This is a genomic window from Enterovibrio norvegicus DSM 15893 (genome assembly GCF_900115495.1).
GTDB classification, from domain to species: Bacteria; Pseudomonadota; Gammaproteobacteria; order Enterobacterales; family Vibrionaceae; genus Enterovibrio; species Enterovibrio norvegicus.
The window spans coordinates 32,367-51,839 of sequence record NZ_FOWR01000035.1 but is presented as its reverse complement, the minus strand read 5'-3'; the positions used below and the strand labels follow the sequence as shown (position 1 = coordinate 51,839).

Annotated in this window: 17 protein-coding genes; 8 read left to right on the top strand and 9 right to left on the bottom strand. The window is 47.3% G+C overall.

Annotation, left to right across the window (positions count from 1 at the left end; all coding sequences use genetic code 11):
• Positions 1-481: 481 nt before the first annotated feature.
• From BM082_RS19125 to BM082_RS19115, 3 genes are read left to right on the top strand one after another with little or no spacing between them, the layout of a single operon-like run.
• A complete protein-coding gene (locus BM082_RS19125) occupies positions 482-1,612 on the top strand; it encodes an efflux RND transporter periplasmic adaptor subunit (RefSeq protein WP_017011691.1) in 1,131 nt (376 codons plus the stop codon).
• Positions 1,609-4,695, top strand: a complete 3,087-nt coding sequence (locus BM082_RS19120) for an efflux RND transporter permease subunit (protein ID WP_074928214.1) — start codon at positions 1,609-1,611, stop codon at positions 4,693-4,695. The genes BM082_RS19125 and BM082_RS19120 overlap by 4 nt, the downstream gene beginning before the upstream one ends.
• 59 nt (positions 4,696-4,754) lie before the next feature.
• Entirely contained in the window at positions 4,755-5,654 is a 900-nt protein-coding gene (locus BM082_RS19115; RefSeq protein WP_017011689.1) for a helix-turn-helix domain-containing protein, read from the top strand.
• A 20-nt stretch (positions 5,655-5,674) separates the two neighbouring features.
• On the opposite strand, the gene BM082_RS19110 is transcribed toward BM082_RS19115, so the two are convergent.
• The 3 genes from BM082_RS19110 to bufA2 are packed head-to-tail and all read right to left on the bottom strand — an operon-like array spanning position 5,675 to position 7,571.
• Positions 5,675-6,445: an HvfC/BufC N-terminal domain-containing protein gene (locus BM082_RS19110; RefSeq protein ID WP_074928211.1), complete on the bottom strand. Its 771-nt coding sequence runs from the start codon at positions 6,443-6,445 to the stop codon at positions 5,675-5,677.
• Complete coding sequence (gene bufB, locus BM082_RS19105) at positions 6,442-7,269, bottom strand: MNIO family bufferin maturase (protein WP_017011687.1); 828 nt, start codon at positions 7,267-7,269, stop codon at positions 6,442-6,444. Before bufB ends, BM082_RS19110 begins: the two co-directional genes overlap by 4 nt.
• A 17-nt stretch (positions 7,270-7,286) precedes the next feature.
• Positions 7,287-7,571, bottom strand: a complete 285-nt coding sequence (bufA2, locus tag BM082_RS19100) for a BufA2 family periplasmic bufferin-type metallophore (RefSeq protein WP_017011686.1) — start codon at positions 7,569-7,571, stop codon at positions 7,287-7,289.
• Positions 7,572-7,944: 373 nt separating this feature from the next.
• Here bufA2 and BM082_RS19095 point away from each other — a divergent pair, with 373 nt between their 5' ends.
• The gene (locus BM082_RS19095) at positions 7,945-8,160 is read left to right on the top strand and encodes a hypothetical protein (protein WP_017015770.1); all 216 of its coding nucleotides are present in this window, start codon (positions 7,945-7,947) and stop codon (positions 8,158-8,160) included.
• 32 nt (positions 8,161-8,192) lie between these two features.
• On the opposite strand, the gene BM082_RS19090 is transcribed toward BM082_RS19095, so the two are convergent.
• Genes BM082_RS19090 through BM082_RS19080 form a run of 3 tightly spaced genes read right to left on the bottom strand, consistent with a single transcriptional unit; the run spans position 8,193 to position 10,507 of the window.
• Positions 8,193-9,119 carry a hypothetical protein gene (locus tag BM082_RS19090; protein WP_074928208.1) on the bottom strand — a complete coding sequence of 309 codons (927 nt, stop codon included), beginning with the start codon at positions 9,117-9,119 and terminating at the stop codon, positions 8,193-8,195.
• A gap of 53 nt (positions 9,120-9,172) precedes the next feature.
• Entirely contained in the window at positions 9,173-9,727 is a 555-nt protein-coding gene (locus BM082_RS19085; protein WP_017011684.1) for a luciferase domain-containing protein, read from the bottom strand.
• Between the two features lie 33 nt (positions 9,728-9,760).
• Positions 9,761-10,507 (bottom strand): outer membrane protein, encoded by a 747-nt coding sequence (locus tag BM082_RS19080; RefSeq protein ID WP_074928205.1) that lies wholly within the window; start codon positions 10,505-10,507, stop codon positions 9,761-9,763.
• Positions 10,508-10,621: 114 nt separating this feature from the next.
• Between BM082_RS19080 and BM082_RS19075 the strand changes: the two genes are divergently transcribed.
• From BM082_RS19075 to BM082_RS19065, 3 genes are all read left to right on the top strand, one after another.
• Complete coding sequence (locus BM082_RS19075) at positions 10,622-11,527, top strand: LysR family transcriptional regulator (protein ID WP_074928202.1); 906 nt, start codon at positions 10,622-10,624, stop codon at positions 11,525-11,527.
• A 293-nt stretch (positions 11,528-11,820) separates the two neighbouring features.
• On the top strand, positions 11,821-12,357 hold the full coding sequence (locus BM082_RS19070; RefSeq protein WP_017015775.1) for a carboxymuconolactone decarboxylase family protein: 537 nt from the start codon (positions 11,821-11,823) through the stop codon (positions 12,355-12,357).
• Positions 12,358-12,508: 151 nt separating this feature from the next.
• Positions 12,509-12,805, top strand: coding sequence for a Rho-binding antiterminator (locus BM082_RS19065; protein WP_017015776.1), 297 nt, complete (start codon positions 12,509-12,511; stop codon positions 12,803-12,805).
• Here BM082_RS19065 and BM082_RS19060 read toward each other — a convergent pair.
• Positions 12,802-13,434, bottom strand: a complete 633-nt coding sequence (locus BM082_RS19060) for a 3'-5' exonuclease (RefSeq protein ID WP_074928199.1) — start codon at positions 13,432-13,434, stop codon at positions 12,802-12,804. The genes BM082_RS19065 and BM082_RS19060 overlap by 4 nt on opposite strands.
• A 191-nt stretch (positions 13,435-13,625) precedes the next feature.
• Positions 13,626-15,725: an EAL domain-containing protein gene (locus tag BM082_RS19055; protein ID WP_074928196.1), complete on the bottom strand. Its 2,100-nt coding sequence runs from the start codon at positions 15,723-15,725 to the stop codon at positions 13,626-13,628.
• Between the two features lie 923 nt (positions 15,726-16,648).
• Here BM082_RS19055 and BM082_RS19050 point away from each other — a divergent pair.
• The gene (locus BM082_RS19050; RefSeq protein WP_017014908.1) at positions 16,649-17,869 is read left to right on the top strand and encodes an EAL domain-containing response regulator; all 1,221 of its coding nucleotides are present in this window, start codon (positions 16,649-16,651) and stop codon (positions 17,867-17,869) included.
• Between the two features lie 54 nt (positions 17,870-17,923).
• Here BM082_RS19050 and modF read toward each other — a convergent pair whose 3' ends face one another.
• Complete coding sequence (modF, locus tag BM082_RS19045) at positions 17,924-19,375, bottom strand: molybdate ABC transporter ATP-binding protein ModF (protein ID WP_074928193.1); 1,452 nt, start codon at positions 19,373-19,375, stop codon at positions 17,924-17,926.
• Positions 19,376-19,473: the final 98 nt, after the last annotated feature.

Below are 19,473 nucleotides of genomic sequence, written 5' to 3'. Positions count from 1 at the left end.
CCAATATATTAGGATTGCGCATGTATGGACTCCTTTGGCTAATCTTTCGTCGGATTAAGACCGTAACCCCCTGTGGGGAGGGAGTCCATACATCTGGGAAGAGCGAGAGAGGGTAACGCAGAGGCGAGGATTGAGATTGCGAGAGGCTAGAAAGAGCAGATAAGAGATCGTGGCGAAGAAAAGGGCGGTGTGGTTGTTACTCTTGCCCCAACTCAGGGACCGCACCCACACTGATTCGCAATCTCGCAATCTCGCAATCTCGCAATCTCGCAATCTCGCAATCTCGCAATCAAAACACCAGTGGCTGGAATATTTAAAACAGCAAGTTGGGACACTTTTTTTCTAACATAATTGGCAATACTGGCGCGACATTCATTGGTCGGGTTCATTATGTCACTGAGTAAAACCATCATCTTATCCTTACGCTATATCCGCCTCTTCTCGCCGGCTGTCTTGCTGTCGATATTCAGGGAGGTACCTCATGAAGCGTAAAAAGATTCTTGCGGTTGGTGCTGGGTGTCTCGCGATTTTTTTTGCCTTGGTGATTGTTGACGAACTCGAGCCAGACGTGCAAAAGGTGAAAGAAAAGCCGCCAGTGTTAGCCCCCGTGTCTGTACTAGACGTTACCCCAAGTGCACATGCATCGAGTTTGACCTTGTTGGCGACAACCTCGGCGCGCTGGCCTGTGCAGTTGAAAGCTTCCAGCAGCGCCAGATTGGCGTGGCTAAATCCAAACATTGAGCCGGGCATATTGGTGCAGAAAGGCACGGAGTTAGCACGTTTAAATACCAGTCTGTTGGTATCCAATATGGCGCAGGCAAACAGTGACCTCAAACAAGCGGAATTAAACCTTAAAAAAGCAGAGCATGAACAGACGGTAGCATTGCGTATGCTATCGCTTACAAAAAGCTCGCCATTTGCACGAAAGGAGCCTCAAGTTGCTGCTGCAAAAGCAGAATTAAACAGAGCCAAGCAAGCCTATGAGAGCGCGGATGTTTTGCTAAGAGACGCGAATATTGTTGCACCGTTTGATGCTGTGATCATGCGTCGCAACATCAGTCCGGGAGAATGGTTGGTTGCTGGGCAAGTCGCATTTGAATTGGCGGCGAGTGCGTCAATAGATATTGAATTGCCTGTGTCAGAAATGGATTGGCAGAAGGTGCAATCTGCGTTGATTGTGCCTGAGATTCGCATTGTTGATCGCAACGCAAATGAATGGCCGGCAGATGTACGCTATGTGTCTCCACAAGCTGATGAAGCAACGCGTCAAAGAAAGGTGGTGTTATCGGTCAGCTATCCTTACCAGCACGAGCCTCGCCTTCTTCCCAATCAGCAGGTCAGTGTGGTCGTCAATTTGGGGGAGCAACAACAGGTTTCTGCCTTGCCGTTGAGTGCGATGACACGCGATGGTTATGTTTGGACGATAGACAAGCAAGATCGCCTGCAAAAAGAGTGGGTCGTGCCCGTCGGGCAAGTTCAAGATACGGTGTTTGTTCGCTTTGATACTGAGCGGGATAATCCGCGCCGTGTAGTGGCGTATCCGTTGATGTCCATGTTGCCCGGTAAGCATGTTTCTCCTCAGCGCTTGAACGTGCAGGAGGTGGCGCAATGAATTGGCTCACCAAGTGGTTCATTCATAATCCTGTTGGCGCGAACCTGTTGATGATTGCCATTATTGTGAGTGGTGTGATGGCTGCTGGGCAATTACGGGTTGAATCCTTTCCTCAGATTGCGCCTTCGTCAGTCATGATCACTGTGGCGTATCCCGGAGGCACAGCCAAGCAGATTGATGAAAGCGTTACACAGCGAATTGAAGAAGCCATTAGCGGCGTGGCGGGCATCAAACACATCACCAGTCAATCAAGTGCAGGGCAGTCGAGCGTGGTGGTGCGAAAAACCAGCAGTGCTGATCTTAATCAATTGCTGGATGACATTCGCAACCGGGTGAATACAATTAATGCGTTTCCCACACAGGCAGAAAAACCGCAAGTTGTCCGAAATGAATTTACTAATCTTGCTGCATTTGTTGTGGTGTCTGCTCCGCGCAGTGACCACGAATTACAGCCCATTGCGAGGCAAGTCGAACAGGCACTTAAGAAGCATGCTCAGATCTCAAATGTTACTAACTGGGGCAGTCGCTTCCCAGAGTTGGTTATAGAACCAGACCCTGCAGAGCTTAAAAAATTGGGGCTCAGTTTAGATGATTTGGCGACGCTTATTGAACAGCGGTCGCTGGAGTCCCGCACGGGTGAATTAGTCAGTGATAAAGGCCGTATGATCATTCGCGGCGATGGTTACGCAGATGATATTCAAAAGCTACATCGATTAGCGATTGTCGCTGGGCCCTCGGGTACGGTGTATCTGGGTGAGATTGCTATGTTACGCCGAGGTTATGAGCAAAGCGGTGCAATTGTAAGAAACAATGGACAGAACGCCATTGCTTTGTTGATCAGCACCAGCCAGACCGACAATTTACTGAGCGTCAGCAAGGCCATAGAAGAAACCTTGGCGGCACAACGTCACATTCTGCCATCGGACATTGTGTTAGACACAATGGCGGATATGGCCCCCTATATTGAGGATCAGCTTTTCAGGTTGGGCGACAATGCGTGGCAGGGGTTGGCAATCATCATCTTATTGCTTGGTCTCTTTCTTGAACTGAAGCTCGCGTTTTGGGTGGCTGTGGGAATCCCCGTTGCTTTGGCTGGCACGCTAGGGGCCATGCAATTGGCAAACTATAGCCTTAATGATATTACCTTGTTTGGTTTCATCTTAGTGCTGGGGATATTGGTCGATGATGCTGTGGTGGTTGGTGAATCCATTTATGATGAACGCGCAAAAGGGCTAAATGGTCAAGAGGCCGCGTGGCAAGGGGTGCATTCGGTATCTGTTGCGACCGTGTTTGGTGTATTGACGACCATCGCGGCATTCTCGCCCATGCTTTGGATCGATAACGATTTAGCCAAAGTGCTGGCAGGTTTTTCTGCGGTCGTCATTTTTGCGCTGATCTTCTCCCTGATTGAAAGCAAGCTAATTTTACCCTCACATTTGGCGCACCTGTCCCCGCAAAAACCATCAAAAAGTGCAATCGGGCGCGTTCAAAAAGCCGCCCAGCAAGGGTTAAAAACAGTCAACATGCATGTCTACAAACCCCTGTTAAAAGTGGCGTTAGAATACAAGTTAGCGTCGCTATTAGGGTTTGTTGCAGCCGTGGTGCTGGCCTATGGGATGTGGTCAACAGGATCGATAAGAAGCGCTATTTTCCCCGATATTCCAGGTCGTTATGTCACGGCAAAAATCTCGCTGGAAGACGGCGCGCCATTTCCACTGCAACAACAGGCATTGTTTCAAACGGAATCCGCTATTGAGGCCGTTGCACAGGCATTGAAAGATGACTATCCACTGGTTGCGTCACCGTTGGTGAACGTGCTGGCTTGGTCGGATGGTCATGGCAGTATAGAAATCACCGTAGAGTTAACCCATGAAGCATTAAGTGTATTGCCTGGGAACGTGGTGATTGATCAGTGGCGGGCGCAAACGGGCGCCATTGAAGGTGCGTATTCCGTGCAATTCAGTGCTGCGGATTCACCAATCGGTGGCACGTATGTGTCTATTTCATCCAGAGATCGAGAGTTAGCGAAACGCGTAGCGGGCCAACTGGCTCAAACACTTGAAACGTTGCCAGGTGTCACCGACATTTATGACGATGGGAAGTCCGGACAGCCTCAGGTACGCATAGTGCTAAATGCGTTTGGTCAGCAATTAGGGGTGACGCAAGCGACATTGGCACGGTTGGCCGGAGAAGCCTTTGGAGAACGTGAGATCCATCGCTTATTGGAGCAAGGTATAGAGACTAAGTTGCTGCTCAAATACCCGCGAGAGGAACGTAAAACGCTAGCGCAATTAGCACAAGCTTTGGTCAAATTGCCGAATGGTGAGAGCGTTCCCTTAGGCGACATTGCGACATTCCAACACGAGCAAGAAACGCAGATCATTCATCGTCGAAATCGCGAACAGGTGGTGAATCTGTATTGGAAACAAAATCGCGATATCCAAGCGCCAGAACAGACACTTATTCAGCTAGAAAAGACGATCGAAACATTGCACCTCCAATATCCTGATGTGGAGATCAAAGCGGGGGGAGAATTTGAAGAAATCGATGATGTATCTGATGGGTTTACATCAGCGATGGTGCTGACACTTTTGTTGATTTACATCTTGCTTGCGGTGCCGCTCCAGTCCTATTGGCAGCCATTTATTATCATGGCGATAATCCCTTTTGGGTTTGCTGGGGCGATATTCGGGCACTACGTGATGGATTTGCCGATCAGCTTGTTGTCGATGTTTGGCATGATGGCAATGACAGGCATCGTTATCAACGATTCCTTGGTGCTCATTACGCGGTTCAACGAAGAGTATCGACATGGCATGCCATTAAAAGACGCTTTGATCACTGCGGGAACAAGCCGCTTTCGGGCGATATTTCTGACCACGATCACCACGGTGTGTGGATTGATTCCGCTGCTTAGCGAAACGGCTGAGCAGGCACAGTATTTAAAACCAGCCGCTGTTTCTTTGGTGTTTGGTGAGTTGTTTGCAACTGTCGTTACCTTGATTTTGATTCCTGTGTTGCTGGGGATGACAACACGCAAGTTACCGAAAGTGGACGATGAGTTGTCTTTGAGCGCTGTGTAATTGATTTTAGGGAGTATTGGGGCGATAGTAACCTTATTGTCCCATGCTTTCTGGCACCAATGACTGAACCCCCATCCCCTTTTTACCTCGTTCCTGAAGTTGCCTTGCTCGAACAACTTCCTGAGCATTTGCGTAAACGTTTCATACATGCACTGACTTTGATGCACAAACATCTTGATGATCAGCTTTCATGGGAACAAATTGCCACGAAAAGTGCTATTTCTCCTTATCATTTTCATCGTCAATTTACGGATCTGTTCCATGAAACGCCCGGGCATTACTTAGGCCGACTGCGATTACAGCGGGCAGTGAATCTGTTGATGAAAAATGCACCTTGGACCATCACTGAAATCGCACAACATTGCGGCTTTTCTTCCTCTCAAGCATTAGGGAAAGCACTTAAACGTGAATTGGGTGTGACTGCAAAACAGATCCGAAAAATGGGGATTACATCCACCGCGAATGAAACGGTGGCGTTGATGAACAAGTTGGCGCACCCGGGCGAAGGGAACACGCTGGAGCAAGAATTAGCGCAAGCGATGCCGACCGAGTTGGTTTGGTACCCGCAAAGAGGGATGAAAAAGATAGCCCTTGATGACCGCAACTGGGACAAGGTATTCAATGCCTATGGTGAGAAAGCTGTTCGGCTCATGGGCATTACGCCGATCAAAGACATAGAGAAATCATGGGAAGAAATTGAAACTGTGATTGGCGATTGGCAGGTGGACAATGAGGAATACGATAACGTTATCCAAGAAGGGTATTTTTTGTGTTGTGATGTCTATGTGGCGTCGGATATCGGTTATATCGCTGCCATTGAATCTTTATTTCAGCGTACAGAACAAGAGCAACTGTCTGTTGATGTAACAGGCGTTTTGGTAGAAATGATCCGAGACATTGATCTGTCTGATACTGGCGGTGTCACCTTTTCACTGCAAATACCCATCAAAGTGAAATAAGCTTTTCTCATTCGTCACCGTTATGATTTTACCGCCAGCACTTCATCGCCAATCCATTGTTGGAGTAGCTGGCCGAATATCATCGACACGTCTTCTTCTGGGAAGCTCTCCACCAGTCTCGCGCCAATATCATTTAGCGTGTTGCCCTCACGCACATAGCCAATCGCAGCAGATTCCAACGGTGAAATACTGCGAAAATGCGGCGAATCGCCCTTGCGCCAAATCAGTATGTCGATGGAGTGAGGAAGTGGCGCAACCTCGGGTGGTGTTTCATCCTGATCGATGGCGTGCCAGATTTCCAGCGTGTTGAATTGCAGGGTATTGATGGTCAGGGTAGTGACAGGGTGTAGCGCAAAATTTTCTGGGTCACTGCTGGCAAGTTGCTGCAGATCGTCCATGGTCATCACTGTGCTGTTACCGCCGTCGAAGGTGCGACGCAACGTCCAATCTAATGTGGCTAATTCTGCCACTTCCAAATCATTGGGAAGCTGTTCAGCCAAAAATGTCGTGAAGGTTTGACCGTACAAGCCGATGTTGTTGAAGGTGGAGTGGTGCGTCTGCACATAGTTAGCAGCTAACTGGCGAAACCAATTATCGCCAAGGTAGGTCGCGGTATGCTCAAACGTATCCCACAGCACATCCATTAACCGCACGCGGTATGCATTGTGATAAATGGCGATACGGTGTTCAGGTGTAATACCGGGTGCTGTCTTGGTCACCCAATCCGCGCCTGCGCTTTCTTTCGCCAATACAGTGCGTTGAAAGTCGTCTTGTATTTGTAGCAGATTCATAGGGCAACCTTTGGATGCAGAATGGCTTGTGCAACCGTTCGCGCGGTATCGAGTTCTTCCAATAGCTCGTCCAGCGGGGGAATGTTGTCGTCGCGCTCAATCATGGTGGGGGTTTCCCCAAACCGAACGAGTGCTTGTTGATAGAGTGTCCAAACGCTGTCGCACACGGGGTGGTCGTGTGTGTCGATCAAATGGTCGCCGTTATTTTGGTGACCGGCTAAATGGAATTGTTGAACACTGCCAATGGGAATGCCGTTGAGAAATTCTTTGGATGAGAAGCCGTGGTTAAAGGCACTGACGTAGATATTGTTGATATCCAATAGCAGCTTTGCACCGGTAGCGTTATGAATGGCTGCGAGAAATTCCCATTCCGTCATTTCTGACGAGGTAAATTCCACGTAGCTAGAGACGTTTTCCAACACCAAAGGGCGCTGAAGTGCATCTTGTGCTTGGTGAACGTTACGGATCACCACGTCGAGCGCTTCTTGCGTAAAGGGCAGGGGCATTAAATCGTGGAGTTTTCGTCCATGTACGCCTGTCCAGCAAAGGTGATCAGATACCCACATGGGTTCTATGCGTTGCTCAAGTTTTTTGAGGCGCTTGAGGTAGTCTGTATCAAGGCCATTGATAGAGCCTATCGACATTGATACACCATGCATTGCCATGGGGTAATCGGCACGAATGCGGTCTAGCATGGTCAATGGCTTGCCGCCATCGACCATGTAGTTATCGGAAATGACTTCGAGCCAATCTACCGGCTGCGGCGCAGTCAAAAAATCGTTGTAATGTTGAGTGCGTAATCCTAAGCCAAAGCCTGAAGTCATTTCCGTTCTCCTACAAATTACTTGATATCAGAGATAGTGCCGCCTTCGTTCAGGCACTCTTTCGCTTCCATTGCTTTAAAGCCATGACCTGCACAAACGTTCTGGCCTTTACACGCATTTTCAGCAGTTTTACAGTCTGAGTTGCCTTTACAAGAGTGGATGCCGTAACAGTGAACTTTGTCACCCGCACCAATCGCTGAACCAGAGCTGCCCGCTGGAAGTTCAGCGGCTGATACGCTTGCGCTCATTGCTAGAGCCAGTGCTACAGATGCGAATGTGCTTGTTTTTGCGATATTGTTCATGGTCTATCTCCAATATGTATTAAGAATGAGTAGCCATTGTTGTGCTCTAAAAGTGAGTGGAATTGAGAGCACTGCCACCATCTGGTATTGACGAATGTCGAATCCAATTAAAGAGACCCACGACATTCTGAGTTTATTTCAAAAATGTAAAAAATATGGAAAACACTTTTAACACATTGTTTTGCAGATAATTATTTTGGATGAGAAGGTAGGTTGCCAAAAGCTATTGCATGTTTGTCTCATTTACTGAAATCATTCAGTAAATGAGACTTAATCTGGCGTGTGTTGTTTTGCAGAAAGGTGCATATAGTGCGTTTTTTAGCTTTTACAGTTGGAGTGACGGTTTATTTTCTTCGATGGAAACAGACGCAGTATGGAAATGGCTATTGCCGTTTTCTGCTTATTTTATGGCGAGATAAAAAATCAGACATGGAATGAAAAAGAGAGGTTTAGAATTAATTCGTTTGTTTCTCTACTTGAGAGAACGAAAACAAAACCTCTTTGGATAAACCTAAAAAAAGCCGCTGAGCAGTGGATGTCAGCAGCGATGTTGTTTCTATACGATAGAGGCTGTGAAGTGCGAGGGTGAAGCACTCTCTACGTATATAAGATGAACAATGATCAGTTCAATGGTCCCAACGCTTCCGCCACCATGTCAACGTTGCCAAGCCCTTCAGATGGGATGTAACCGCTGCCTGAAAAGCCTGTAAATGCGCTACGGTTTGTACCAATCAGTTCATTGATGGTCGTGCCATCATTGGTGACAACAAACACATCAGGGCCTGCGGTGTCGGTGAAGGTTTGATCAATAACCTCATTACTTAACGCAGTGACACGATCGTGTTTATCGACAGACCACCAGTTTGCAATGAAATCAGCGCCACCCACATGGCATTCAGCCGTGGCTTCAACAACATTACCTGTAATGCCCAACGCGTATTGGCTCTCGCCTGGTACGTTAACTTTCAAGTTGGCCGTGCTGCATGTGTTGGGATCGTTGTCAGTGAGTTCATTGACGATGCCTTCATTCAAATCAATGTTCTGCATCCCCGCGCGTTTCATTGCACCGAAGTAAGCTGGCGATGAGGTTTGGTAGCTGAGCGCGTAAATGTTGAAATCTGCGCCATTTACGCTGTCGTTTGAGTACGTGGTGGCCGGAAGGTTTGATACATTAATTGGTGTGCCCACATGTACAAAAGCAACGTTGTTATCTGCTCTTACCCTGTCTTTTGAATCGGTTACCAGAATGGCTTCACATGAGAGCGAACGCACGATCAGCATGCCTTGATCGTCTGACCCTTCGAACACAAATCCCATGTCGGTCAGGCTATTCACCGTGATGCCTTCAGGCACCTGCGATTGTAAATCGGCCTTTGCGACCACAATGCCGCCAGCGATTTCTCGGCAGTTAGAAAAGTCGACATCTGAATTGCTGAGTTTTATTTGGTTGCTGTGGCAGGCGGTAACACCCAAACATAATGCGCTAATAAGTGCGGTGCGCGGGTTGATTGCTGCTCTGCGAATTTTCGTTGTTATGCTCGTCGTCATGAGGAATAGCTCCGGTTTAACATTCTGAGAAATGGCGTAGCGAGAAAAAACGGTTACTGAAGTGAGGACAATTTCTGCCCTGTAACGAAATCAAAAGACGCCAGTATGAGTTGGTAAACGGTATCGACTTCGCTGTCAGTGGTAGGGGTATAAATCATCACAAACCCCTCCCAGCCCAATCTTTTTTTCGACCAAGGGTGAGGTGTCGCCCACCCAGCATTGACCGCTTTTACGGCTAAATCGGGTGACAATGAGGCATGCAAACTGCCATCTGGGTGCATGTGGGCGAATTCGCGACCACCCACAATAGATTGTGGGTTTGCCAGTGATACGTGCTCTTCAATCCAGAACCCTTTTGTCCCAGACATGGAAATCACAGTCTCTCGAATATCCACACCAGGAATGCGAGAAGCACGGGCCATCAGATCTTTCAACAAAGCAGGGTTTGATTCTCCGCCTAGCTGAACATGCGGCACGCTGTTTGTCGTAGCAGGGACAGGGCTGGTTCTTGTTGGTAACGTTTCAACGCCAGTCGCGAAGGATGTTTGAACGACAGAAGATGACAAAATGAAGGCAAATAGCGCGCTGATTTTCCGTTTCGTGCTCATAACATCGCTCCGTGACTGAGTATTGGGTTTTGCTTAGAAGTGGTAACGCAAGCCCACTTGCACTTCGTGTGCGGTTGCGTCATCGATACGGAAACCGTCATTGGTTTCGCCAGAGCCAAAATCAAGCGAATCCACACCCGTGCCAGCATCACCCAATGAAATATATTGATACTCACCGATTAGACTGAGTTGATCTGTAATGGCATAACTCGCGCCCAATCCAATGTTCCAGGTAAATTCGGTCGAGGTTTCATCGGCATAGTCATCGTAGTAGCCGTCCACGGTTCCATCGAGTTGGTCAAAGAAACCTTGAACACCTGCGCCACCTAAACGTGCGGAATATTCGTTTCGTGCCACACCCACGCCTGCCTTTATGTAAGGGGTAAATGCAGTGCCAGTGTCAACGTCGTAGAAACCTTCCACAGTCAGCGTCGTGCTCTTGAGTTTGCCGTTAAGCACATATTCTTCACCTGTGCGTGCACCAGTGCCTACACGTTGGCTATTAAATTTGCCTTCGCGATAGCCCAAACGCGTTTCAATGCGGAATTGTTCGTTGATCACATAGCCCAAGCCCAACGTGCTTACGGTGCCGTCACCTGCGCCGAACTTACCGGGGAAATCGGTATCTTGTGCGATGTTGTTACCGTAAGGTTCTGAGTCTGTCGCTTGGTAGCTTTTACCCACTAAACCTTTGACGTATAAGCCCTCTGCGCTGGCGAGACCTGATAAAAAGGTCGTTGCGAATGCGGCAACATATAGAGGTGTGCGCGTTAAATTCATGATGTCTCCCTTCGCGTTACGTGATGTGGTGTATTACGCAGTGAGAAGTTACAACAAATTTTTTACATCTGTTATCCTGTATTATCAGAAGATATAATTCCGCAAAGCAGAACAATGATTGATTACCTAAAGCACATGGCGATATTTGCCCGCGTGGTGGACGAAGGTTCTTTTCGTGCAGCGGCAAAAGATTTGAACTTGGCACCGTCTCGAGTGAGCCAAACCGTGTCAGATCTTGAAGACCATTTGGGGATCACCTTGCTTTACCGCACCACACGAAAACTTGCACTGAGCAATGAAGGGAAGTTGTTTTATCCCCGCGTGGTGGAAATGCTTCGGAATGCGGAAGTGGGGTTGGATGAGTTGAATGCCTTGTCCGTTGAGCCGCTTGGTGCGCTGAATGTGTCGTTGCCTGCCTATATGGCCTCTTCTCGGATCTCTACGATTTTGGCCGAATTTGTACGCGAATACCCTCGCGTTACCTTGTCAGTTTCTTATACCGACCATCTTGTCGGGTTATTGGAGAACGGCTTCGATTTGAATATTCGAATGGGTTGGCTAGAGGACAGTTCCATGGTGGCGCGAAAGCTTGGGGAATATCAACGAGTGTTGGTTGCAGGGACTGAGTATGCCGCGTCTCGCCCTAGCCCTAAAACACCCGAAGATGTGCAATCGTGGGATTGGATCAGCTACAAACAGCGCAATGAGAACATTGAATTCACCGCGAGTGACGAAACCTGCGTGATTGCTTTCAATAACTATCGCTTGCAGGTCGACAGCATCGATGCTCTGGCACATTTAGTGCAGCAAAACGTGGGTGTGACAGTACTACCTTGGCACCTTGCTGAAGAGGGGGTGACGTCGGGCAAGCTTGTTCACCTGCTGCCAGAATGGACGCTGAGTCCTTTAGGCTGCTACGCCGTCTGGCCAGACAAATCTCGACGCGCCAATTTGACCTTGTTACTTGCCCGCTTTCTTGCGGAGAAAGAACAATATTATTCAGTCATTCCCCGGCAGTAATAGCCTAAATGCATCCCCCAACGTATCCGCTGAACTCTTTCTAACGTGCTCGTGTCGTATGATGCTCGCGTTGCTTGCCTTCTTTTTACCCAATTTTTTGATACTAAAATTCTATTAAATTAAGTTAAAACAGTCAGTTAAAATTTCTTAGCAAAGCGGTATTACACAACACATAGTTTCGATACAAAACTATGTTGATTTCGTCACAAAGTATTGCTAGTTTATATTGTATTGAGTCGAAACCATTAACTCAGAGATGACTAATAAACTACCTATTATCAAGGAGATTCAACATGGCGAAGATCAACCCCGTTAACGTTGCTGAGGCGAACACACAACAGAAAGCACTTTTTGATGAGATACATGGCGCATTTGGCGCTGTTCCAAACATGTTTAAAACCATTGGGCATTCTGCACCAGCTCTTGAAAGCATGTGGACATCCTTTGGTGCCCTAGGAAAGGGCAAGCTAGGGGCAAAACTCGGCGAGCAAATTGCAGTGCTCGTTGCAGATATAAATCGCTGCGAGTACTGTCTTGCCGCTCATACCCTCCTGGGACAAAATGCGGGCGTCAGTTTGGAACAAATGCAGAGTGCGCAACGTGGTGAAGGAAGTGACCCAAAAACACAAGCAGCGTTAGACTTTGCGGTAAAGTTAGTAAAACAGCATGGCCAAGTTTCTGCTGACGATGTTCAGCGGGTGCGCGATGCGGGATACTCCGATGGAGATATTGCAGAAATTCTGGCGCACGTTGCACTGAACATCTTTACCAATTACACCAACGTGGCTTTTGATGTAGACGTTGATTTTCCAAAGGTTTCTCTTACCTAATTCTCGTAATAACTACGTATTCCTTCTTGTGTTTTGACGCGGTGACCGCTCTCTCGTGATATCAAAGAGAGGGTGGTCTGGTTTTTCAGCTAACGACATTGATTGAATACAAGCTTTACTTGAAAAGTAAGCATGCAGTAAGGAGATAACAATGATTGCTTGCGACATTCACGATTACATTGAGATTACCTGTCTTTATCGGATCCGCGTTGCTTTAACGCTAAAAAATGGTCAAGTACTTGACGGGATAGGCACGACAACGAAGACGGAAAGCATGCCTTCCGAGCTTAATAACCCAGGTCTGAAGAGGGAATTGTTGTGTTTTGTGCTCACTCATACACCCTCTGGCACTATGGGCAGAGATGAAAGCGTCGAGGTCGATTTAATGGACATTTTGAGCATGGAAGCCTTAGAAGAAAACCGCCACTTTTCTCGGATTGAGTTTTAAGACTTCGCGTTGCTACGAGCCTTTTCTAATAACCCTCTCATCGCACCCTTGCTGGTTTTACTGATGGTTTGCATCAGTTTGAAGCTCGGGTCGAACACGCCTTGTTGTTCGAGCTCCTCGATCATTGCCATCCAGAGTTTTGCCGTCATTTGTGCATCGGCTAACGCACGGTGAAATACGCCGTCGTTGTCGATGTGTTTGAAGCGCACTAAATCGCCCAATTTGTGGGTAGGTGCATCTTGTATCAAGCGGCGAGCAATCAACATTGAACATGCAAACTGGCCAGAATAACGCACGTTCACACGTTCTAATTCAGCATCAAGAAAACGCTTATCGAACGAGGCATTGTGCGCAACAAGGTGGCTGTCGCCAATGAAATGTCCAAATTTCGCCATAACGTCTTCACAACTTGCTGCAGTGCGAAGCATGTTGTTGGTGATACCCGTGTAACCCTCGATAAAACTGCTGACGCGACGGCCTGGATTCATCAATTCTTGGAAGGTATCGACGACGTCACCATTCACTAATTTAACAGCACCGATTTCGATGGCGCGATCGCCCATGTTCGGTGATAAGCCTGTGGTTTCGAAGTCGAGAACGATAACGGAATGCGCGGGTGTTGATGGCATGAAATGGAACCTTGTTGATGTGCGATAGTGCAATAAGGCGGAGTATACAGAGACAGGGTTGACTTAGGAATGTATTCGCGAGCACATCGCCGATGAATCGATGCTAGCGAGGTGGCGAGAATGCGAGAATGCGAAAGTGAGAAGAGCACGTTTCTGTGCTCTTTCTGCATGCATAAATGGCTGTCGTCCAACTAGATATTTGCGTTCATTGTGGCGGTGTGTTGAATGTTGAAACTGGCGAAATCGTTCGCGGCGATGGCGCGTGAGAAATACCAACCTTGTACTTCTACATCCGCTTTCTGTGAGACGTAAGCATATTGCTCCTTGGTCTCTACGCCTTCGACAATAATTTTGATATCGAGCTCGTTGGCAATGGCTATTAAGCCGTTAAACACTTTCTGACCCTTTTCATTGCTGAGTGCAGCCACGAAACTTTGATCAATCTTGAGAGCGTCAATATCAAACCGGTTTAGGTAGCTGAGCGAACTGTAGCCGGTGCCAAAATCATCAATATGAACGCGCGCGCCAGCCTCATGCAATCGGCGAATCGAATCTCCCACCATGATTTCGTTTTGAATCAATGTATCTTCGGTTATCTCGAAATGGATCAATCCGGGTACGCGTTCAATCAGCAGAAGAATGTCTCCCACCTTTTGTGCATTGGTCAGCGTTGGGCTGGTGATGTTCACACTGATCGGAATTTCCAATCCTTCGCGTATCCATGCTTCACACTGCGCCACGCTATTTTTGACGACCCAAACATCAATGTCGCTCATCATGTTGGCTTTCTCGAAAATATGCAGAAAATCAGCGGGTAACTCGACATTGCCTCGCTGGTCTCTCACCCGAATTAAGGCTTCCATTCCGACGACCTTTTGCGTAATGGAATTGATCTGTGGTTGGTATTCTAAGTAAAACTCGCGGTTAGAGAAAAGCGCCATGCTCTTGTGAGTGTCTTCCATTTCTTTTGAGCGAAGCAACGCTTCGCGTACCGGATCAACAGAAAGCACATACGCTTCTTCTTCACGGCGAGTAAAGGTGGTGTCGAGAGACGGTATGTAGACCTCTTGCTGCTTGGCTTGATTGTCGATTCTGCGCACGAAAGGCAGGTAGATCAGCACATTGAGGGCAATAATAAAGAGCTGCAACGCAATGGCAGAAATGTCCCCGCCCGTCGCAACGTATGCATTGATGATGATTGGGCTACTCATCGGCGCCAATGTGTAAGGCACGGCGACCAAGCCCATTTGAAGCACAAGTACGGTCACAACGACGTTCACGAGTGGCGTGAAAAGAAAGGGAAGGAACAAGCGCGGGTTGAAGATAATAGGCAATCCAAATAACAGCAGTTCGTTTATGTTGAAGAGCCCAAGGGGAATACTGGTAATGGCAATTACCCGCATCATTTTGCTTTTGGAAAACGCGATCAGCGCGATGGATAGGCCCAGTGTTGCACCTGCACCACCAACAAAAACAAACAGAGAGAGGGTAGAAAGGCTCATCACATTGGGAGCATGGCCCCCAGCTAGAACAGCAGTGCGGTTAATGTCCAACGCGGTAATCAATGGCTCAACCATAGGGGTAAGCGCGTAATAGCCGTGTATTCCAACAAACCAAAACATGGAATTAAGCGCGGCAAATGTGCAGCCTGATTCGATAGGGTTGTTTTCAACATCCATCCCATGAAAAGCATTCAATAGGATGTCGAATTCGAAATAATTGAATAAGGCATTAAGTGCGAAGGCCACAACGGCGACAACCGCCGCGACAAGCGCCCCCGGTAGCATCAGGTTCATGGAATCTTTGACGGGTTTGCCAGCCAGTTCGGTTTCTAGAATTCGAGCGAACGGCATGCGCTCTAACTTGGAAAGCAGTGGCACGCTATAGAGCGGCATGGTGAGACCAACAAACAATAACAAGGTGGCTTCAGCTTGGCCTTCGTGACCGAGAATTTGTGCTGTGACCGCAATGTAGGCCATGTTCAAAATGGCGATGGGTGGGCGAGGTAACCGCCAGTAGATAGCGAGCATCATGCTGATGGAGGCAGCAAAAAAATAGGGGTAGAGACTCGTTAACCAACCGTTGAGTTGATGGAGTCCTTCCATTAATAGGGGCTCGTTTAAACTGAAGAAATCGAGCAAGCTAGAGGCGAATATCAATATGTTCGACAGAATCAAACAAGGAACAAGCCAAAGCATGCCATCTCGTAGTGCGCTGAGTGCGCCTGAACGGCGGGGCAGTGAAGGTGACAAGAGCTGAACTAACCAACTGTTCATTAAAGGGGTTTTCATACCAATTTTCTCGTAATACTACGCGGTTGCCTTTCATTGAACGTGTCATACACCGGGGTGTTTTTATTCACGGACAGGCAATAATCATCACGGGGCCACTCCTCTCTCTGCGAGACGATAAAATCGGCACAATGATCCTCTTTTCTTGGGTAAGGAAAAGGTAAATTTAACCGTATAAACAAAGTGTTGAGTTATTTTTTTAATTGCGAGCTATTTTATGTATGCGTATTTTATTACTTACTTATATACAATTTGTTGTTTAGCCCGTGTCTATTAATAGTTTATTTGGGGGACTTGTGCCTTCGAATAAAGGAGGTTTAATGAAATTGTTAATTTTCTTCTCAAAAATATGACCGATGTATCACTTGTATTTTTAGCGTCTATAGAAAATACAGCGTGTGCAAGGTGTTAGCGCGTTTGACTTTCTGTTAAGCATTAAAAATGTACTTCGATATAGAATGACAGCGAGTATTATTCTCCGCGTAGAGTGAGGGTTTTAGACGACAACTTTCTGAAATTAGCGTTAAGAATTTATGGTAAGTGATTGAGTTTAAATATATTAATTGTGTTTTGTGACATTTTTATATATCAATGCCATTCCTTTCAGTTAACCAGAGATGCATGTTTTCGTGTTCAGTGGAGAGGTCTCTTTGTTTCTTTTGATTATTTTACCTGCCCATTTATTTGTGTGACGAATAACTTTTTAGATATCAGAAGCATTGTGATGTTGCATTGAATTAAAACAAACACGCCATCCCAAAAATGAAACGCCTTGTGTCTTTTTTAACATTCACTAACTTGGTAAGTTATCCGAAATTCTGGTGTTTCAATGTGATCTATTTCATACGAGATCCTCACACCACGGTGTCGCTCTGGCAGAATAATAAATAACAATAATGGCTCACGGCGTGATGCAGTAAGTTTTGGGTGAAGATTTGGATAAAGAAAAGTGGATACTCGTCATTGATGACACAGAAAGCATGATCATCATGATCCAGTCTGTGCTTTCTCAGCTTGGTTATAACAACGTTGATAGCTTTGCAATGCCACAAATGGCGCTCGACGCGGTGAAGCAAAACCCCAAAAAATACGACGTAGTACTGACGGATTTAAACATGCCTGTTATTGACGGCATGGAAGTCATTCGGGAACTTGGTAATCTCGGGTTTCGCGGTGGTGTGTGCATCGTTTCTGATTTGGAAACCCGTGTTGTAGAGTTGGCCGCTAACATTGCTCAACAACAAGAGGTCTATTTGTTGGGCAGTATTGCAAAACCCATCTGCCGCGATGGCCTTTCGCGAGTATTGAAACGCATGGGGTATGTGGGGCGAAAAAAACGTTTTCATTTAGAAAAAATGACCCGCGACGAGTTGGTCGGTCACATATCTCGTGACAGCATCGTGCCTTACTACCAACCCAAGCTAAACCCCATCAGTAATTGCATCGAAAGCTTGGAAGTGGTGGCGAGGATAGAGGTAGAGGAAAATAGCGAGACGATCTTGCCGGATAACTTCATTGGCACAGCGATCCAGCACGATCTTGTCGATACCATCACCATGCAGCTGGCTCAGAAAATCTCCATCGATATGCCGGCGTTGCTAACGGCGTTTGGCAGTGACGTGTCCATCAGTATCAACCTCTCGCCGACTCAACTTTCCGATCTGGATATTCCTAAACGTCTTCATCAATTGTTTGATGCGCAGAACATCGACAAGCACCAAATCATCCTTGAAATTACTGAGGAGCATGCGCTGAAATCTGCCGAGCAATTGGAATCGCTCAACCGTTTACGCATTCAGGGATATGGGGTGTCGATGGATGATTTTGGAACAGGGTTCACCAACATTCAGCAGTTAAGAAGCTTGCCGTTCACCGAAGTGAAAATTGATCGCTCCTTGGTGCACCAAATCCACAACGACCCGTTCAGTCAGGCCATCGTGCGCTCTCTTGCTACTTTTTCACCCGCCGAGAATTTCAAGCTGGTGGCTGAGGGCGTTGAAGAATTAGAAGAGCTGGAATACTTGGTCACGCATTATCCAAACATGCTGATCCAAGGCTTTTTGATTTGCCGACCTAAACCGATTGAACAACTTACTCAATGGCACTCGCGTTGGTGTGAGCAAGCAAGTGCAGACAGCGCTTAGCTGCCTTTTTCATCCATCCTTTGGTTTAACCATGTGAGTCAATGGCGTGAAGAACTAACGTGACTGCATTGTTGCACGGTAGCACTCAGACGCTTCATCAAACTCAAACGTCAGTGAATGCTTGATGCTTTCTAGCTCATCACCTTGGTAGTGCGAAACGTACAGCAATTGGCTGAGGTTTTCTTTGGCGATCAGTTCTAGCGTGCTTTTCATTAACCTGCGGCCAAGATAATCCAAGCCTTGGTAAGGCTCGTCCAGAATCAGCAACGTGGGTTGCTTAACAATGGCACGGGCAATCAACAGTAAGCGCTGTTGTCCATATTCCAATTTGCGGAAAGGGGTTTTGTGGTATTGGCGCATGTGGAGAATATCGAGCCATTCTTTGGCGATGTCTCGTTCTTTCAATGACGGCTGGTTGTACAGACCAATGGAGTCATAAAAGCCTGATAAAATCACATCGAGGGCAGAGCAATTCACGCGGTATTGCAGGTGTAAAGCCGACGAGACCATGCCGATGTGTTTTTTGATTTCCCAGATGGTTTCGCCTGATCCGCGCTGTTTTCCAAATATCTGAATGTCGTTGCTGTAACACTGAGGATGATCGCCAAAAATCATCCCGAGCAGCGTGCTTTTTCCGCAGCCATTCGGGCCTTTTACCTGCCAGTGTTGGCCTTTGTCTATGCGCCAATCGACCTCGGTGAAGATGGTTTTCTCGGTATAAGCGACTTCGCCGTTTTTGAGTTCAAAGATAGGGTTTTCAAACGGTGTGCTGTGCTGATAGCGACGAATTAACGCCATCATATGCTCGCTTTGTTCTTTCGATTGGGCTTTTATTTGCGTGATGATGGGGTGGGTATCCCACGCGTTTTTGTTCATCAAACTGTCGAGCTTACCGTGGTTGAACAGTGCAATGTGATCAACCCACTCTGGCATGTCTTCTTCTCGTGAGAAGGTCACAAGCATTTGTACACGTTGTGAAAGGGCGGTCAGATAGGTCGCCAACGCAGCGCGGTGTGCAACATCAAGGCCTGTGAACGGACTATCGAGCACGATAAAATCAGGTTGTGTAGCCAATGCTCGCGCTAACATCACACGGCGTGTTTCACCGGTAGACAGCACGCGAAAGCCACTCTCTCTCAGGTGATTTAGATCCAGTTCGTTAATGAGCTTTTGTGTGAGGGCGTCATCGTGGCATTGCTCGAATATCAGTGCGTAAACCGTGCTGCAAGCATCAATGCGATCGAGGAAATCGGTGTCATCTTTTGCCAGTTCGTCATCGAGTAGACGCTGCTGCTCGACTAAAGACACTTGCGCGAATGTCCCTGGCGATAGGTGCAATTCGCCATCAAATTCAAGTTCACCCACCAGTAATTCGCCCAGCAAAGAACCAATGTCGCCTTCGGTGCTGAATACCGCCCAAGATTCCTGTGGGGAGATTGTCCATTGTTCAATATTGAGTGTTGATGTTGCGCCCGTGGCGGTGAGTTGGGTAAACCTAATTTCCATGGTGGTGTCGCGTCCTTTCGTTCAAATATTCGTCGGCATGAGTGGGTTATAACAATTCTGTTCTCTGCCGAGAAGGGTTTTTATTGAGAAACGAGGGG

Excerpts from the sequence above, each read along its gene's own strand:
- BM082_RS19125 (WP_017011691.1), top strand. The coding sequence starts at position 482 with ATGAAGCGTAAAAAGATTCTTGCGGTTGGTGCTGGGTGTCTCGCGATT.
- BM082_RS19120 (WP_074928214.1), top strand. The coding sequence starts at position 1,609 with ATGAATTGGCTCACCAAGTGGTTCATTCATAATCCTGTTGGCGCGAAC.
- BM082_RS19115 (WP_017011689.1), top strand. The coding sequence starts at position 4,755 with ATGACTGAACCCCCATCCCCTTTTTACCTCGTTCCTGAAGTTGCCTTG.
- BM082_RS19110 (WP_074928211.1), bottom strand. The coding sequence starts at position 6,445 with ATGAATCTGCTACAAATACAAGACGACTTTCAACGCACTGTATTGGCG.
- bufB (WP_017011687.1), bottom strand. The coding sequence starts at position 7,269 with ATGACTTCAGGCTTTGGCTTAGGATTACGCACTCAACATTACAACGAT.
- bufA2 (WP_017011686.1), bottom strand. The coding sequence starts at position 7,571 with ATGAACAATATCGCAAAAACAAGCACATTCGCATCTGTAGCACTGGCT.
- BM082_RS19095 (WP_017015770.1), top strand. The coding sequence starts at position 7,945 with ATGGAAATGGCTATTGCCGTTTTCTGCTTATTTTATGGCGAGATAAAA.
- BM082_RS19090 (WP_074928208.1), bottom strand. The coding sequence starts at position 9,119 with ATGACGACGAGCATAACAACGAAAATTCGCAGAGCAGCAATCAACCCG.
- BM082_RS19085 (WP_017011684.1), bottom strand. The coding sequence starts at position 9,727 with ATGAGCACGAAACGGAAAATCAGCGCGCTATTTGCCTTCATTTTGTCA.
- BM082_RS19080 (WP_074928205.1), bottom strand. The coding sequence starts at position 10,507 with ATGAATTTAACGCGCACACCTCTATATGTTGCCGCATTCGCAACGACC.
- BM082_RS19075 (WP_074928202.1), top strand. The coding sequence starts at position 10,622 with ATGATTGATTACCTAAAGCACATGGCGATATTTGCCCGCGTGGTGGAC.
- BM082_RS19070 (WP_017015775.1), top strand. The coding sequence starts at position 11,821 with ATGGCGAAGATCAACCCCGTTAACGTTGCTGAGGCGAACACACAACAG.
- BM082_RS19065 (WP_017015776.1), top strand. The coding sequence starts at position 12,509 with ATGATTGCTTGCGACATTCACGATTACATTGAGATTACCTGTCTTTAT.
- BM082_RS19060 (WP_074928199.1), bottom strand. The coding sequence starts at position 13,434 with ATGCCATCAACACCCGCGCATTCCGTTATCGTTCTCGACTTCGAAACC.
- BM082_RS19055 (WP_074928196.1), bottom strand. The coding sequence starts at position 15,725 with ATGAAAACCCCTTTAATGAACAGTTGGTTAGTTCAGCTCTTGTCACCT.
- modF (WP_074928193.1), bottom strand. The coding sequence starts at position 19,375 with ATGGAAATTAGGTTTACCCAACTCACCGCCACGGGCGCAACATCAACA.